This is a genomic window from Psychroflexus sp. S27 (assembly GCF_002810405.1).
GTDB lineage: Bacteria > Bacteroidota > Bacteroidia > Flavobacteriales > Flavobacteriaceae > Psychroflexus > Psychroflexus halocasei_A.
This window is the reverse complement of record NZ_NEXQ01000019.1, coordinates 221,917-237,994: the sequence shown is the minus strand read 5'-3', so window position 1 is coordinate 237,994 and position 16,078 is coordinate 221,917. Positions and strand designations below refer to the sequence as shown.

The 16,078-nt window shown below is 30.1% G+C and carries 17 protein-coding genes; 16 read left to right on the top strand and 1 reads right to left on the bottom strand.

What is annotated here, in order from left to right; translation table 11 throughout:
* Positions 1–23: 23 nt before the first annotated feature.
* The 4 genes from CAP47_RS03815 to CAP47_RS03800 all read left to right on the top strand — a co-directional run bounded on the left by CAP47_RS03815 (position 24) and on the right by CAP47_RS03800 (position 2,669).
* Positions 24–1,310, top strand: coding sequence for a DUF2254 domain-containing protein (locus tag CAP47_RS03815; protein WP_100775448.1), 1,287 nt, complete (start codon positions 24–26; stop codon positions 1,308–1,310).
* 87 nt (positions 1,311–1,397) lie between these two features.
* Positions 1,398–1,706, top strand: coding sequence for a carbonic anhydrase (locus CAP47_RS03810; RefSeq protein WP_100775447.1), 309 nt, complete (start codon positions 1,398–1,400; stop codon positions 1,704–1,706).
* Between the two features lie 103 nt (positions 1,707–1,809).
* Entirely contained in the window at positions 1,810–2,001 is a 192-nt protein-coding gene (locus tag CAP47_RS03805) for a cold-shock protein (RefSeq protein WP_093240315.1), read from the top strand.
* Positions 2,002–2,345: 344 nt separating this feature from the next.
* Positions 2,346–2,669 (top strand): hypothetical protein, encoded by a 324-nt coding sequence (locus CAP47_RS03800; protein ID WP_100775446.1) that lies wholly within the window; start codon positions 2,346–2,348, stop codon positions 2,667–2,669.
* A gap of 9 nt (positions 2,670–2,678) precedes the next feature.
* Here CAP47_RS03800 and CAP47_RS03795 read toward each other — a convergent pair whose 3' ends face one another.
* A complete protein-coding gene (locus tag CAP47_RS03795) occupies positions 2,679–6,320 on the bottom strand; it encodes a BamA/TamA family outer membrane protein (RefSeq protein ID WP_100775445.1) in 3,642 nt (1,213 codons plus the stop codon).
* Positions 6,321–6,617: 297 nt separating this feature from the next.
* Here CAP47_RS03795 and CAP47_RS03790 point away from each other — a divergent pair, with 297 nt between their 5' ends.
* From CAP47_RS03790 to CAP47_RS03740, 12 genes are all read left to right on the top strand, one after another.
* Positions 6,618–7,040 carry a hypothetical protein gene (locus CAP47_RS03790; protein ID WP_100775444.1) on the top strand — a complete coding sequence of 141 codons (423 nt, stop codon included), beginning with the start codon at positions 6,618–6,620 and terminating at the stop codon, positions 7,038–7,040.
* Between the two features lie 89 nt (positions 7,041–7,129).
* The gene (locus tag CAP47_RS03785) at positions 7,130–7,336 is read left to right on the top strand and encodes a DUF2007 domain-containing protein (protein ID WP_100775443.1); all 207 of its coding nucleotides are present in this window, start codon (positions 7,130–7,132) and stop codon (positions 7,334–7,336) included.
* 27 nt (positions 7,337–7,363) lie between these two features.
* On the top strand, positions 7,364–8,449 hold the full coding sequence (locus tag CAP47_RS03780) for a CaiB/BaiF CoA transferase family protein (protein WP_100775442.1): 1,086 nt from the start codon (positions 7,364–7,366) through the stop codon (positions 8,447–8,449).
* Between the two features lie 134 nt (positions 8,450–8,583).
* Entirely contained in the window at positions 8,584–9,807 is a 1,224-nt protein-coding gene (locus CAP47_RS03775) for a DUF5018 domain-containing protein (protein WP_100775441.1), read from the top strand.
* Between the two features lie 236 nt (positions 9,808–10,043).
* Entirely contained in the window at positions 10,044–10,223 is a 180-nt protein-coding gene (locus tag CAP47_RS12630) for a hemerythrin domain-containing protein (protein WP_410523957.1), read from the top strand.
* Complete coding sequence (locus tag CAP47_RS03770) at positions 10,183–10,479, top strand: hemerythrin domain-containing protein (RefSeq protein WP_317042684.1); 297 nt, start codon at positions 10,183–10,185, stop codon at positions 10,477–10,479. The genes CAP47_RS12630 and CAP47_RS03770 overlap by 41 nt, the downstream gene beginning before the upstream one ends.
* A gap of 164 nt (positions 10,480–10,643) precedes the next feature.
* A complete protein-coding gene (locus CAP47_RS03765; protein WP_153043485.1) occupies positions 10,644–11,090 on the top strand; it encodes a hypothetical protein in 447 nt (148 codons plus the stop codon).
* 195 nt (positions 11,091–11,285) lie between these two features.
* Positions 11,286–12,161: a DUF5694 domain-containing protein gene (locus CAP47_RS03760; RefSeq protein ID WP_100775439.1), complete on the top strand. Its 876-nt coding sequence runs from the start codon at positions 11,286–11,288 to the stop codon at positions 12,159–12,161.
* 250 nt (positions 12,162–12,411) lie between these two features.
* Positions 12,412–12,852: a hypothetical protein gene (locus CAP47_RS03755; protein ID WP_100775438.1), complete on the top strand. Its 441-nt coding sequence runs from the start codon at positions 12,412–12,414 to the stop codon at positions 12,850–12,852.
* A 795-nt stretch (positions 12,853–13,647) separates the two neighbouring features.
* On the top strand, positions 13,648–14,358 hold the full coding sequence (locus tag CAP47_RS03750) for a TlpA family protein disulfide reductase (protein ID WP_100775437.1): 711 nt from the start codon (positions 13,648–13,650) through the stop codon (positions 14,356–14,358).
* A gap of 191 nt (positions 14,359–14,549) precedes the next feature.
* Positions 14,550–15,110, top strand: a complete 561-nt coding sequence (locus CAP47_RS03745) for a hypothetical protein (protein ID WP_100775436.1) — start codon at positions 14,550–14,552, stop codon at positions 15,108–15,110.
* Positions 15,111–15,259: 149 nt separating this feature from the next.
* The gene (locus CAP47_RS03740) at positions 15,260–16,027 is read left to right on the top strand and encodes a CPBP family intramembrane glutamic endopeptidase (RefSeq protein WP_100775435.1); all 768 of its coding nucleotides are present in this window, start codon (positions 15,260–15,262) and stop codon (positions 16,025–16,027) included.
* Positions 16,028–16,078 lie beyond the last annotated feature (51 nt).

Here is a 16,078-nt window from a genome sequence, read left to right as displayed (position 1 = left end):
AAATTGTGATTTCAAATCTTTTTATGAAGTCACTTTACAATAAATTCATCAGTTTTATTATTACCATCGAAGGTAAAATTGCTTTTTACCCAACTCTTTTTGGTGTTGGAGGTTTTGCCTTTGCAATGCTGATGTTGTATTTAGAAAAAATCGGAGTTTCAGCTTACGTTTCTGCACGCGTCCCTCAATTAGTAATTGACAACGCTGACACAGCAAAAACACTGCTCAACATCTTGACTGCAGGTATTATCTCCATCATGGTTTTCAGCTTTTCAATGGTCATGGTTTTACTTAATCAAGCTTCCAGTAATTACTCACCTCGTGTGTTACCTGATTTAATTTCAAATAAAAATCATCAATATGTTTTAGGTGCATATCTGGCCACAATTTTATACAACGTTTTTACTTTAGTTGGTATAGACCCAAAAGACACCGAAAAATATCAATTACCAGGTTTTTCTGTACTTATAGGAATAATTTTTACAGTTATTTGCTTGGGTTCTTTTTTGTATTTTATACATTCTATATCTCAATCTATTCAGGCAAATAATATTTTAGAAAGCATTTACAGAAAAGCCAATCAACGTTTAGATGTTTTAATAAATGAAGAGGCTGATAAAACGCCATCTTTTCCTGATACTTCAGATTGGAAAACCTATCACAGTTCTAAAACTGGTTATTTTCAAAACATAGCAATCAATAATTTAGTAGATATCTGTCTAGAAAATGAGATACAAATTAAAATTCTCGTTGTACAAGGAGAGTTTATACTGAAAGATGTTCCGATCATAAAGGTTAGTCAACAAGTAGATGATGAGCTTGTCAAAAAAATTCTGTCAAATTTTAATTTTGCCAGAGGCGAATTTGTTGAAGATAATTACGTTCTCGCATTTAAGCAAATTACTGAAATCGGCATTAAAGCGATGTCGCCTGGCATTAATGATCCTGGCACAGCCATAAGCACAATTGATTATCTCACGCAATTATTAGCTAAAAGACTTCAGAAAAATGATCAAACTATAGTGACATCCGAAGATGATAAAGCTTTGATATTTGTAACAACAGTTAATTTTAAAGAATTGATTTATCAAGTTATGGTTTCTTACAGAACTTATTGTAAACATGATATGACATGTGTTCAAAAACTCTTCATTATGCTGAAGTATTTGCTATTGCAAGAAAAACATGTAGAAGATTATCACAAGACATTAAAAACTGAAGCTGAACTTCTTTATCATGATGCACAAAAAGCTATCGAAAATGAAAAAGATTTAGAACGCATTCATCAACTCTATGAATCATTGTCTTAACTCGTAATTATGAAATTAGAAAATCAAAATTGAGAAAAACAATAGACAGTTAATTATGGCTTAGCTGTTGCAGGTTTGAAATTATAAATGGTTTTAGGTCACGAGAGTTGTGGAGCCGTAAAATCAGTAATACAACAAGTCGATGTTGGTAATGACAATGTGACTTCTTTATTAAACGAGATTGAGCCATCAATTGAAATGACTGAAGGCGATAGAGATGAAAAAAACAAAGATTATTTTGATGATGTTATCGAAAATAACGTTAAAAAAACCATTGCTGACATAAAAGAAAAGAGCTCTATTATTAGTGGTTTAGAAAAAGATTCTAAGATCAAAATAATAGGTGCGGTTTACGATTTAGACAATGGTAAAATTAATATTGTCAAAAATGATTAAAAAATCTCAATGCAATTAAAATCATATTTTTTAATAAAAAATTAGTTATTTCTCTTTTGATTCATTACTTTTCTACTTTAATTAATATTTTATAAACTTTATTATGAGTAACGGAACAGTAAAATTCTTCAATAATTCTAAAGGATTTGGATTTATTACCCCAGAAGATGGCAGCAAAGATGTATTTGTACATGCAAATGGTCTTATTGATGACATTGATGAAGGTGACAAAGTAAGCTACGATGTAGAAGAAGGAAGAAAAGGATTAAATGCAGTAAATGTCAAAGTTGTTTAATCACAATTGAAAACATATATTCAGGAAAAGCCTATTTTAATTAATAGGCTTTTTTTTTAGACTAAATTTATTAATTACTTAAATTATACTTCCAAAATCTAATAATGAAAAAAGCTAAAAACACTTTTAAAATTTATTTGACTTTTATAATCGTATCTGTCCTCGCCTACTCGTGTTGCGATGTATATAATTATCAAATAATGGGAAGCGGTCGTATCACTTCAAATGATTTTATGACAAATCGCATTTATTAAGAAGATGAAATCGGACTCATAAAAGGTGCATTTAGCATAGATGTTATTTATGAACTTTTAGTCACCGACACAAATTTTCAAATTAATTTATTGCCAACTGCTGTTGCTGAATCATGTTTTGGAATGAGAGATACTTACCGAAATGAATTGATCAAAGACAGCTTTAAATTCATATCAAATAAAGTCTTTACTTACAATGGTCAACGCATTGAAAGTGGAACAAACTTAATTAATATTGATGATATATTCCACTTAGTTGCTGGTGGTCATTCGTCAATTGTTTTTGGAGAAAAATTTATTGAAAATGCTAATTTCGCTCAAGATGTTTATCAATTCAATTTTGAAATCATGACCTCTGATGGAAAAAAATTAACAAACAACATCAAGCTTAGATTAAATATTGATGATTATTAGAATTGCTTTCTAAAAACGTAGACCAAGTGAAAAATAAGGGTACCAACCTTCATCTGCGTAACCCATTTGAAAGTTTAATAATAATGAATATGCTGGCGCAAAATATAGACCTCCTCCAACACCGTTGTGCCATTTGCTAGATTCTTCATCTGGATTCCACACGCGACCGACATCAAAAAAACCCGTAAGACCTAACTGACCTTTAAAGAACAAGTTTCCAAAATCTGCAATTGCTAAACGCATTTCAAGATTGTTATAAAATGAATGTTTACCTGCAAATCTGTTTTGTCTATACCCCAATAAATTTCCATCTCCACCTAAATAAGCATGTTGATAAAAAGTAGGGTCACCAGCTGTTACTTCACCACCAATTCGGTTTGATAGAATTAAAGTTTCACTTGGATTAAGATTTTTATAAAAAGAGAACTCTCCTTTAAATTTTAAATAATTTTTAGAGTAAGTATTAGTTCCCTTCCATCCTGAAAATTCTGAGTGTAAATAAATACCTTTGGTTGGCAGCAAATCGTCATTTCGCTCATCTATTTCATAATCGGCAACTAAGCCCACATGAAATTTATCTTGATCGATGATGTCTCGATCATAAGTGTAATTGATGTCGCCATCTTCAATAAAGCGATCATTATTTTTATTAGGATTGTAGTGATAATATTGAAAAGCAGGACCAAAACTAAAGCTTCCACCTAGGTGAGTCTCCCATTTTAAAGATGTTTTCAGCTTATATAAATTATAGTTTGCTTTAAAATAATGATGGTTTTTATCATAAGCAACGGTGTTTCCAATCCCAAAAAAGTTATCCGTATTTTCAGGAGCTCTCACATCGGTATCTATTAAAAAGTTGGCTTTTCCAAACAAATCTATCCATTCAGCATTATATTGAATTCCATAAGCTTTCGTAGAAAATGCATAGCTCAGCATAAGCTTATGCATCGCTGTGTAAGGTTCTTTTCTGAAACCAGCTTGTTGAATAAATTTAACTCCAAGTCCAAATATCAGTCCATCATCCCTATTATAACCAGCAGTTGCAGCTGGAATCCAATCGTGATATAAATTGACAGGTTTAAATGCTGTATGTGTTGAATCTTTTGAGGTTTTGATTTTAAGTCTATTGGTTAAACCTTCATAATTTTCGGTTTCGTAATCATAAATACGGACTTTCTTTTTACTGTTTTTGACAACATAAGATTTATGGCGATCATCTTTTGATTCACCTCCAATAATTCTAAGTTTGATAGTCGAATTTTTGTTATCAATCACCACACTATCTCTATCACCTTCTAAATAAAGTCTGATTTCTTTTGTGACTGACTTCGGATAAGTTTTAGACATTAGCTGATGTCTAATCTTACCATGTTTGTTGATTTTTCGCATTTCAACATGAAGCGCATCTCTCTCATCCAGACTTTTTATAGAAACAAATTCTTTGCTATTTGTTCCACGTATATCAACAATTCTGTTACTAAAATTATAATAAGTATCCATTGCTTCAGAAAGTTGATCACGGCGTACTTTTAGATCTTGAAATGTTTTTTCTTGAAGTTCTGCGTCTAATTCTTTTGGCATCGCATTAACTGCAGCTGTCAATACTGAGTCAGTGACTGATTTTTGTACCTCTTCAACAATATTTTTATAATGCTCATAATTCATTTGATTAGAAGGATGAGCGTTTAAGAAATCTGATTTATATAAATACTGATTAATTTGTCCTTTCAGATTTCCTTTAAAACCATAAACATGAGGTTTTAAAAAGAAATATTTCCCAAAACTGACCAACAAACCATGCGTGACATTCATTGCCATATCACGATCTCTAGGGACAATCAAATAATCTTTATGTTTTTTATCTCCGCTTCTATCGTGAAAACGCCATTGATCATAATGGCGATCCCAATCACCAATAATCAAATCAACTAAACGTGCTTTCAGAAAATTATCAGCATCAAAAGTATTGTCATTATCATGCACAAGTTTATCAAGTCCTTTAGTATAATTGTCAGTTGGACGAAGCGGCTCCCACTGCTCAAATAAATTAACTTCACCCGCAAAAAGTTCTTGATAAATACCAAGTTCTTTGTCTGGCGCCACATAACCAATCACAGGATTTGTGTGCGGAACGTCAGCCGCTTCAGCGATTGGAGGCACTGCTAAAGCTGAATATGGATGTTGAGAACTATAAAAGTCTGAAACAACATCACGTGTGAAAGGACTGTAAAATCTCTCAGGAATAACGCGATCTGGTGTTTTTTCAACACTACGCAAAACATATTGAACGCCAATGGAATCTTTCAATCTCAAAGATTTAGTTTGATGTCCACCACCTACTTTTCTGACTTTTAATCCGCCATTAAGTTCTGAAATTTGTAACACAGGTAATTTAACTGGTTCAGCCCAAGCATCTCGATAATTCTCCCCAACTAAAGCTCTCCAAAGTTTTCCTTTTTCCACATATTTAGGCTGTATCGACGTAATGATGCTGTCCTTATTTATAGGTTTATAAACAGGACTCTCCCACTCTTCAAAAGTTTTATAAGATTTTTTAAAATGATAAACTTCACTAATTTCATCATTATTAAAAGCATAAAATTTGAATTGCAAACTTTTGTCAGTCATCCAATCTGCAACCACATTACCTGGTGTTGAAGAACTAAATTTGCTATAATCTCCGTTTGTAACATAAGCGGGTTTTTGACCAATGCCAGTTACAATTTGATGTGAAATATAGTTTTCTGGATGATTGATATGTTGCAAACCATTTTCATGTGATGATACCTGAATCACATTAGGAAAACCTCTAAAAACTTTAGAAATCATGCGTTTCATTTCTTGATACCATGGATGATCTAAATCTTCACGATTAGGAAAAGCTTTTTTTGATAAAGGATATAAACTCCCAACTCCTGGAAGTGGTAGATATAAATTTGGATGCAAAGCTGTTAAAGGGAAAACATGGTCTTTCCAAGAATATTTCCCTCCAAAATTTCCATAACTTTCAAAAGGATGATGCGTCACTACCAAAATGGTTTTATCCATATTGTCGACTAATTTTTCCCTTAAAGCATTTTCTATATCTTTCGTATTAAGATTATTGCAATTTCCATCTCCAGAGTTTTTAACAAATTTGTGTAACCACCATTGGCTATCTAAACTCAGCATCACTAGATCATCAGAAATGTTGGTGACACTTGGCCCTGGACAAGCATTTGCAGGCAACATTTTTAAAAGTGGATCATTTTGCGCTGCAATGATAGCCGATTGTTCTTTGAGTTTTTCAAAACCTTTGACGCCAGCATTATCCCAATCGCGTTGACCAGGAAGGAAAAAAACTTCTGCGTCATGATCTCGCATAGGTTGATATTGAGACTCTAAAATTGCTTTATGTTTTTCTTTCCGATCACTTTCTTTCAGTGACATTCCATCAGAATAAATATTGTTTCCTAAATAAACTGTTATAGATTGATTTGGAATAATTTGTTGAGCAGCATCAGAAATAATAGCAGATTGCTCTTGGGATTTCACTCCTGCATTTCCTATAAAAATGATTCTTTTTTTGACAGAAACTTTCTGCTCTTGTGCTGATAAAGCACAAGTGAAACTAAAAAAATATAAGAATATAAATAGAATATTATTTTTCATTCTTCATTAATTTTATCAACATCAAAAATTATATTTTAAAGCTTAGAAAGATGTTGATGATAAAGCTCTTTGAGAATAAAATTTAGCTTTTGTAAAAAAGATAAAGCCAAACCAAAGAGTTTGCAAATATAGACAGATAAAAAGATAATACTGAGTTAGCCACTTCATAAACATGATGTAATTTCTCTAATCGATCATCTGTGAAATTTTAGTAAAATAATCTTAAAAATTCATGTTTTTTAGACTAGCTATAATGAGATTTAAATAGTTTTAAACTTCAATTATCATTTATTGAATATGCTACTCAACGTTTCTTACAACAGACCCAAAATAAAAGCAAAGATTGACGAAGAAGTCGGCCCAGCTTTTAGTTTTATGGAGCGTATTAAAATGAAAGGAATAGGTTCTGGCAAGTTATTTATCACCAGCACAAGTATTGAAATCCATAATTTACTCATCCTAGATAATTACCTCAACACCTGTGGTATCGAGATAAGACTAAAAGGAATTATTGTGACTTTTAGATCTATTTTAGAAACTTACGCTCTCATTATTCCTTATTATAAACTCAACTTATATAAAGGTAAAGCAGAGGAATACTCTATTTATCGTGATCATTACTTTATAAAAGTTAAAGCAAATATCCCGAGAATTCATAAGTTCATGAAAAAAGTTTCAAGCTATAAAGCTCAACATTTAGATTCTTTTAATCGTTCATGATTCAGAAAAAATAATTGCTGGAATTGTTTTATAAATTATACATCGAATTTTCATTTTTAAATTCGTAAATTATAAACAAATCAAAACTCATGTTAGAAAAAGTTTTTACAACGCAATCAAAGATCGAAGCTATGGGAATTAAGCACCTTCTCGAAGAGGAAGGTATTGAACTTCAATACATTGATAAAACCGACAGATCTTACGCAGGTTTATTTGGTTATATCGAGATCCGAGTTGATAATTCAGATAAAGAAAAAGCTTTATCGCTGATAGATTCATACTTTGAGAAAGAATAGTTTATATAACTTACAACCCGAATAGTCATGACTAAAAATCCATTGTCTAAACTCAAGGTCGTTGATTTATCAACTGTTTTGGCGGGTCCATCTGTAGGAACATTTTTTGCTGAACTTGGTGCAGATGTGACTAAAATTGAACATCCAATTCATCAAGATGTGACAAGGTCTTGGAAATTAACCTCAGAAAATCAAGATTCTCCAATCAGCGCTTATTTCTCAAGCATTAATTATAAAAAGAAGTATTTATTTTTAGATTTTTTAAAAGAAAATGATAGAAAAGAGTTATTTAAAATAGTTGAAGAAGCCGATGTCTTATTGATGAATTTTAAAAGATCAAGTCAAGAAAAACTAAAAATCACTGATGAGGTTTTATTGAAAATTAATCCTGCACTCATTATCGGTAAAATTTCAGGTTACGGAGAAAAATCTTCTCGCGTTGCTTATGATTTAATACTTCAAGCTGATACAGGCTTTATGTCTATGAATGGTACGCCTGAAAGCGGTCCCGTGAAAATGCCAGTGGCTTTGATTGATGTCATGGCGGCCCATCAATTAAAGGAAGGCATTTTGTTAGCTTTATTAAATCAATCACAACAAGACAATAAAACAGGACAAGTCATTAATGTCTCGCTTTACGATGCTGCAATTTCAGCTTTAACCAATCAAGCCTCAAATTATTTAATGCAAGGTTTTATTCCAAAACCTCAAGGCTCTTTACATCCTAATATTGCTCCTTATGGCGAAATATTTCAGACAAAAGACAATCAGAAAATTACTTTTGCAATTGGGAGTAACTTGCATTTCAAAAAACTAGTTGATTATATAGGTTTATCTCACTTAGCTGAAGATGAAAGATTTTCTGATGTTCAGAATCGCATCAAAAACAGAACAGAATTAGAGCGCTTAATTCAATCTCAAGTTATTGAGAAAAACTCCGTTGACATTTTAAAAGATATGGGAAAACGATCCGTTCCATGTGCAATGATTAAAAACTTAGAGCAAGTTTTTCAGTCAGAATCAGCTCAAAAAATGATTCAAGAAGAATTTATTGAAAATAAAATTACTAAACGCGTGAGCCAAATTGCTTTTAAAATAAAAATGAAATTGTGATCAAAACCATCAAAGACTTCATGACAGTTCGTATTGACTTATTAAGAATAGAAAGTAATTTTATTTTCTTATAAGATTTCTCATTTAAATATAACGAGTATATTTAAAATTTTTCAACAAACCAATTATTAAACATGAAAAATATTTTATTTGTAATCTTCTCATTCCTGTTTTTTTTATCATGCTCAAACGACGATGTAAATGGTCCACCAGTTGCCCCACCAAGTGAAAGCTCAGAAAATAAAATAATATCATTTGAATTAGTATTTGAAAGTGAATTATATTCTGGAATTATAGATCACGATACAGGTGAAATATATTTTGAAACTACTGGATTTGAAAATTCACCCGATATCATTCCAAATATAGAAATTTCAGATCAAGCTTCAATAAGCCCCTCTCCTACAGTTGCTCAAGATTTTAATAGTGATGTCACATACACTGTGACAGCTGAAAATGGAGATACAGCAAATTATACTGTAATCATAGAAAACACTCCTTTATCAAATGAAAGCAAAATTTTAAATTTTGAGATTCACTTAGAAGGCGAAATTATTATTGGTGAAATTGATCACGAAACCCTAACAATCACAACACCAATGACTAATAAAGACATCTCCAACATCGTCCCAGAAATTGAAATTTCTGAAAATGCTAGTATTTACCCAGGACTTGATGAAAGTCAAGATTTTAGATTTCTTCCTGTAGAATATACAGTTACAGCAGAAGACGGCTCAACAAGTATTTATAAAGTCAAAGTGCCTTACTTGAGACTTTCTTCGAGTATTACAACTTGTTATGTAAATACTAAAGCTATGGGTTCGGTTACGTATCTTGACATTATTAATCAGGATTACAAATTGTATATTGAAAATGAAACACATAGTTACGAAGTTGAGTGGTCAGATTTTGATCAACATGTCAATTTAAGTGGTACTCCTTATACGAGATTTAACTTTGAATTTAATGAAGACATCGAAACAGCAACAGATTATAAAATGGTACTGAGGCTCAATGGAGAAATAAAAGTAGTATCGGAAGATGATTTAGATATCCTGAAAGAAGATGCACCTAAGATCGCTTCAGCTAATCAAACTAATTATTACTATGGAGATACTTTAATTTTGACAGGTGAAAACCTTAAACCTGGACTCCGAATTCCTGCAAATATGAACATATATCAGTATGATGATCAATATGTTTCTATCAATTCGGATGCTTCTACTTTAATATTTCCACTAACTGTTAATCAAAATATGTTTCCATCATGGGTAGGCCAAGATTCTCCAAGAGAAACCAGGATTTATATATTTTATCAAGGAAGATATGGAGACAGTATTATTGTAAATTTTAATTGATTCATAAGCAAACAAATGTTTTTATTCGTTTAAACTAACATATATAATTTAACTAAGTAAATTAACAATTTTGATTTTTTTTTGAAATAAAGCATGATAATTTAGATTTTAAACCAAATACTTAGAATTGATTTAAATTACATATGAGCTGTTAGATTAACATTGCATTCTTAAATTCAAAATTGAATTATTACTATTTCTCAATTTAATTAATAATAATTCTAAAAATTAAGAAAATGAATATTTTTGAAGCGATAAGGAAAGACCATGATAAGCAACGTGAACTTTGTAAACAAGTCACTACAACATCAGGTAATATCCATGAAAGAAAGCAATATTGGAAAAGTTTAAAACACGAGTTACAAATCCATGCTGATGCTGAAAAAACGTGCTTTATACTCACCCTTAATCGATAACGACATGATGCAAGAACACGCTCGTCACGGCATTGCTGAACACCATGAAATGGATGAGCTCATTGAAAAAATTGATGACACAGATATGGATTCTCCAGCTTGGCTCACCTATGCTAAACAATTGTGTGATAAAGTTGAGCACCATTTAAAAGATGAAGAACACAGCTTTTTTCAATTAGCAGGAAAAGTTTTTACGGAATTACAAAAAACTGAACTCGCTAAAGAATACCAAGATGAAATGAAGAAGAATCGGTGAGAGTAAAAATCTATTTTTTTGAGATGAAGTGATTATTAACATTTGGTTTATGGTCGTATCGACTAAAAGATTATCTATTAATATCAAAAAACTTAAATAAGCAGTAATTATAATTGTACGATTTACTATTTGTATTATCAATAAATTTATCTAAACTTAAACTCATGAAGAAATATACCTTAATGATCCTATTTAGTTTTCTCTTTATGAGTACAAGCTTTGGGCAGGAAAAAATCAAGTTTCTTAAAGGCGTTCAAACATTTGAAAACAGGTTAAGTTCTGAATTTAAAAATCCTGAATCAATTTTATTTGTTTTTAAGGTCGTGGGTTGTCAAGCCAATTTTTATAATGATTTGACCAAACACTTAAAAAGAAGATTTAGAAAGTCTAAAATAAAAACGATGTTCAATTATGATATCGATACCTTTATTGAAGCAGAGAAAATTCCAAAAAAAGTACATTCAACTGATGAGGCTGAATTAATTTGTTATGTTGAAATCTCTGACCTTAAATCTTGGGATAACAACATGTCAATACATAAACGCAAACAGAACTATTTAATTCATCTTTTATTAAAAAAAACAATCTCGAAGATAAAACGGCCTATTTAAAAATCAACGTCAATAGCACTTACCATATTGCTACACAGAATAAAAATTCGAGTGTACTGATTCATAGAAACTTAATTGACTAAAATCATTTTAAGCAAAAATTTAATAAATATGATTGACATTAAAATATATAAAAAAGTTATGTTTTTAAGGCTATTGAATAGTTATCTGTAACCCTAAAACAAACCAATAATTATGAATCAAAAAATTAAATTTATTTGTATTCTATTAATAATATTATCTAATTCTGTTAAAGCTCAAAAAAACTTTGATGATATATTGATAGGTGACAAAAAACTTCCTAAAGTATTACTTGTTGGAACATTCCATTTCGCATATTACGATCAGGACATTCATAAGACAGATAAAGATAAAAGAATTCAAATTCTATCAGAAAAAAGGCAAAATGAAATTAAAGAATTGTTAGAGTACATTTCAAAATTTAAACCAACTAAAATATTTGTTGAAGATTTTAATAAGAACAATGTTTTAATGAAAAATTTCAGAGATTATAAAAAAGGAAATTATGAATTAACAGCTGATGAAATTGATCAATTAGCATACAGATTAACGGATAATTTTAATCTTGATACTATTTACGGAGTTGATGAAAAAACAATATTTGAAACCTTGTATAATAATCCTGATGTTAAAAGTTATACTCAAGATTTGAATAAGGGATTAGATTTTCAAAAAGACTTTTTAGAAAGTGATATTGGTAAAAGATATATGAAAATGTATGATTTGGAAGACAGTTTGTTATATGAGAAATCTATGCTTGATTATTTTAAAATACTTAATTCACCAGACAAACAAAAAAGAGATTTCTACAGTATGTTTGCGGGTAACTTAGGAGATGAAAACCAAAATGTTGCTGACCGACTAACATTAGGTTTAATTAGTAGAAATATGAGAATTCTAAACCACATTGAAAGTAATGTTAATTCTTCTGATGATAGAATTTTAATTTTGTTTGGTTCATCGCATACTGCATTTTTTAAAATGTATTATGAATCATCGCCAGAACACAAATTGATAGAATTTAATGACCTTTCTAATAATAGTGAATAAAAAGGGCTACAGATAACAGCGTATATAGTTTATAGCGGATTTTATACTAAATCCAAAGCTTTATATATTTTTAGAAAATGAATTTATAAACTGAATAATTAACGCATTTATGCCCGCCACAAACCATATACGCGAACCGTTGCGCATAACTTTGACCTGTCCTGAATAAAGGCTACATAAATATTATAATGTTGGGAATAAACCGAAAAAACAACTGAATCTCGAAGTAGAAAACCAAAAAAACAACCTAATGAGAACTGCATTAATTATTGTAATTCCTTTTCTGTTTTTAGCTTGCAATGAAAATGGAAAGAATAATAACTCCGAATTAAAAAAGACTAATTCAACAGAAGGTTCTAGGATTAACCCCAAGAATTTTAGTGATCTATTGCACTTTGGTCCTGATCAAAAAAGTCTCTCTAAAAATGAATTGAATTCTTTAAACGATACAGGATTTCTATCTAACGAAGAAGCCCATGAGATTATCTCCTCTAGACACTCTTTAAGTGGAAACTCAAAAATCACTCTCTTACATTATAGAAAGACCGATTCAAAACAAAAATGGATTTATAGAATTAATAGTACTAAAAACCTAATTGTCAAGAAAGCTAAAGTATTTGAAGCGAGCAAAACAAAAAATAATGAATTAAAAATAGAAAGATCTATCGCTGAAATGACTAAAGTTCTTTAAAAAACTGCACAGCACTATACATAATTAATAGCTTAGCTCTCTCACCTATTTAAAAAATTATTTCGGTAAATTTCGAGCTTATTTACACCACTAATGATACACTCAGACATTGCATCAATTCAAACCAAATTTCTCACAATGAAAAAACTAAATTTACTCATCGGACTTTTAATCGGATTTACAATTTTATCTTCTTCAAATGATGACCCTGCTTTTCCAGAGCCAGGAAAATATAGTAGTATATAATAGAATATACTTATTACAATCGGCATCTCCTGATTGTAAACCAACTACACACAGTCCCAATGACCTTGAAATTAATCCTTATGGACGACTAAAAAGAAAAATCTATAAAAAAATGCTAATGGTGAATGTGTTCTTGATGAAATCTTAGAAGGAGAAATAGAAATTACTGGAGTATTCTACGGACGTCCTTTCGGAATAATAAGATACAATAATTCAAATGTAGTAACAGATATATCTTTGGATTTGAGTAAAGATGGATTTCATAATGAATTGAATTATCTATGATAGACAAAAAAGACAGTATTTATCTACCATAATACCATTATAAAAGAACTGATTAAATTCAATTGTTCTTAAGAGTTATTGTAATCCGTTGCTATTAATAGTTTGTTTATGTATCACTTAACTATCTTTAAATTAAGACCTTATCTCTAAGTGTTTAAACGGTTTTTTATATGATAACTTTGATTTATATTTACACCAGTACTCATATGCAAACCATAGAATATGATGGATTAACTAAAATTTGATAAAATAAAATTACCAATCATGAAAAATCAATTTATTCTCTTTATATGTATATTCTTTAGTCTAAACGCTCTTTCACAAAGTCGATTTATTCAAAAAAAAGACGGTGAAATATTAGAAGAAAAAGAATTTTATAATGAAAAAAATGAGCTTGTTGCGAAATTCAAAAAAAAACTTGCACCTGAAAAATATTTCGATATTATTTATGAATTTGAAAAACCTATTAAATCAAATGATAGCATAATTATAAAGGTTTCAAATGTCACATTTTCTTCATATCCACCTCAAATAAATATTAATAATGTTTTTAAGGAAGAAGCTATAAAAGGAAAGCCTTTTTCAATAAAATCTTTGCAAACTATAGATGGAAAAGTAATTACGCTAGATGACTTAATTGGCAAACCCACAATTGTAAACTTCTGGCATCCAGCTTGCCGACCTTGCATAAAAGAAATGCCCATTTTAAATCAAATCAAAAAAGAATATGGAAATAAAGTTAATTTTATTGCTGTTACATTTGAAACAAAAGAAAAAGTAGAGAGGTTCTTAACTAAGCGTGAATTTGATTTCACCCACACAATAAATGCAGCTGATTTTATGAACTCCATTCAATTTAAAGTATTTCCAAAAACTTTTTACCTAAACAAAGATGGTGTTGTTCAAAAAATTGAAGGAGCTGTATCAATTGATCAAAAAAAAGATATTGTAAAATATATTAATTCACTACTATAGCTAAACTTTACGTAAATCATGCTAATTCTAGCTTCCCTACACATTCCAAAATATCGAAACATATAGGTTTTCGTCTGAAGCGTCAAGACAGAGTAAATTGCTAAGTTTCGTATTTAATCACACGATTACTCATATGTAAACCATAGGTTTCAATAGCTTAACTAACATTCGATAAAATAAAATCACTAATTATGAAAAACTTATTGCAATTTTTATTAATTATAATAATATCAGGATGTTCATCATCAAACAGTTTAGTTAACAAAGAGCCCTATTTATATACCTTAGAAAATCCTGATGGTTCAAAAACTAAAGTCAAGAGTCATTTAACCAGCCAATTGAGTAATGTGGATTATCAAACTCTGAAAAATCACTTGAACAAAATTTCTGATAAAGAAATAGATTTCAACAAAAAAATTATTATAAATTTCATTGATAATGATCCAAAAATATACAGAAAAGGTTATCAAGTTCCTTGGGATATTTTCTACGGAAATATAAAAGATGATTTGGCAAAATTAGGGCAATCCAATCATTTTTGGATTATAAACAAAAAAGTTAAAGACTTGTATTATTATCACGGCGATAAAATCAAATGGATTGTAGATGAAGGTGACTTCATCAGAAAACTATTTTTCCATTATAATGGTCTGAATGGTGGTTTTGTGATCATAAAGCCTAATGGCGATTACTTTCTTAAAGTTGGTGAATATCAAAAATCTGAGGTTTTAAAAACCTATAAAGAATTTTAATCAAATGTTTGTCGTCAAATGTATATGCAAAAAATATGAAAGACTTAATTACATCAGAATCCACTCAGAATTCTAAAGTCTATGTAAATCTAAAATTAACATATATTTGCCAGTAAGTGTAAGCTTATACTAATCCAGTTAGCATTATTATGAAAGACGAAATAGTAGAGAATAAAATAAATTGGAAAAGAATTTTGATATTTTTCATCATCGCAACTGTAATATCTAACGTGTTCCGATTTGACATTTTCGAATTTAAGTCAGAATTAAAAAAATTACCAACTTGGATTTTTATCTTAACCTCAATCCTTCTTGAAGGTAGCGGTGTCATTATAGGTGCTTTAATTATTTTACCTTTTTTGAGGAAAGAAAGGAAAGTGAAAATTTCGTTATTTGGAACTTCAAAATCAAAAAGCTTGATAATGGCTATTATTCCTATTATAATTTTGTCAATAATTGGGGTACAAAATGATTTTGGGTTGGATCATCACATTTACGGTCTTATTGCTGCAATCGGGACTTTTTTGTATTGTATAATGGAAGAATATGGATGGAGAGGATACTTGCAAGAAGAACTGAAAACATTAAAGCCTTGGGTCAAATATTTTGTCATCGGATTTATTTGGTATTTATGGCATTTGACTTTTTTAACTCAAGCTAGTCTTGGCGATAACATTTTCTTTTTAGGCATGATGATTCTTGGAAGTTGGGGAATTGGTCAAGTGGCCGAATCAACAAAGTCGATCATAGCTAGTGCTTGTTTTCATATGATTATCCAAATTATGATGTTTAATGCATTAATCAAAAATGGAATTGACGGAACTGAAAAAATACTTATCTTAGGTGTATCAGTGATAATTTGGTTTATAATCGTCAAGAAATGGGAGAAAGAAAACACCATTAACCAGAACATATAAAATAATAAAACTTTAATCTCCAAAACGAAAATGAGTAAACATATAAACAAA

Excerpts from the sequence above, each read along its gene's own strand:
- CAP47_RS03780 (WP_100775442.1), top strand. The coding sequence starts at position 7,364 with ATGACTAAAAATCCATTGTCTAAACTCAAGGTCGTTGATTTATCAACT.
- CAP47_RS03740 (WP_100775435.1), top strand. The coding sequence starts at position 15,260 with ATGAAAGACGAAATAGTAGAGAATAAAATAAATTGGAAAAGAATTTTG.
- CAP47_RS03770 (WP_317042684.1), top strand. The coding sequence starts at position 10,183 with ATGCTGAAAAAACGTGCTTTATACTCACCCTTAATCGATAACGACATG.
- CAP47_RS03815 (WP_100775448.1), top strand. The coding sequence starts at position 24 with ATGAAGTCACTTTACAATAAATTCATCAGTTTTATTATTACCATCGAA.
- CAP47_RS12630 (WP_410523957.1), top strand. The coding sequence starts at position 10,044 with ATGAATATTTTTGAAGCGATAAGGAAAGACCATGATAAGCAACGTGAA.
- CAP47_RS03775 (WP_100775441.1), top strand. The coding sequence starts at position 8,584 with ATGAAAAATATTTTATTTGTAATCTTCTCATTCCTGTTTTTTTTATCA.
- CAP47_RS03755 (WP_100775438.1), top strand. The coding sequence starts at position 12,412 with ATGAGAACTGCATTAATTATTGTAATTCCTTTTCTGTTTTTAGCTTGC.
- CAP47_RS03760 (WP_100775439.1), top strand. The coding sequence starts at position 11,286 with ATGAATCAAAAAATTAAATTTATTTGTATTCTATTAATAATATTATCT.
- CAP47_RS03750 (WP_100775437.1), top strand. The coding sequence starts at position 13,648 with ATGAAAAATCAATTTATTCTCTTTATATGTATATTCTTTAGTCTAAAC.
- CAP47_RS03810 (WP_100775447.1), top strand. The coding sequence starts at position 1,398 with ATGGTTTTAGGTCACGAGAGTTGTGGAGCCGTAAAATCAGTAATACAA.
- CAP47_RS03795 (WP_100775445.1), bottom strand. The coding sequence starts at position 6,320 with ATGAAAAATAATATTCTATTTATATTCTTATATTTTTTTAGTTTCACT.
- CAP47_RS03805 (WP_093240315.1), top strand. The coding sequence starts at position 1,810 with ATGAGTAACGGAACAGTAAAATTCTTCAATAATTCTAAAGGATTTGGA.
- CAP47_RS03790 (WP_100775444.1), top strand. The coding sequence starts at position 6,618 with ATGCTACTCAACGTTTCTTACAACAGACCCAAAATAAAAGCAAAGATT.
- CAP47_RS03765 (WP_153043485.1), top strand. The coding sequence starts at position 10,644 with ATGAAGAAATATACCTTAATGATCCTATTTAGTTTTCTCTTTATGAGT.
- CAP47_RS03785 (WP_100775443.1), top strand. The coding sequence starts at position 7,130 with ATGTTAGAAAAAGTTTTTACAACGCAATCAAAGATCGAAGCTATGGGA.
- CAP47_RS03745 (WP_100775436.1), top strand. The coding sequence starts at position 14,550 with ATGAAAAACTTATTGCAATTTTTATTAATTATAATAATATCAGGATGT.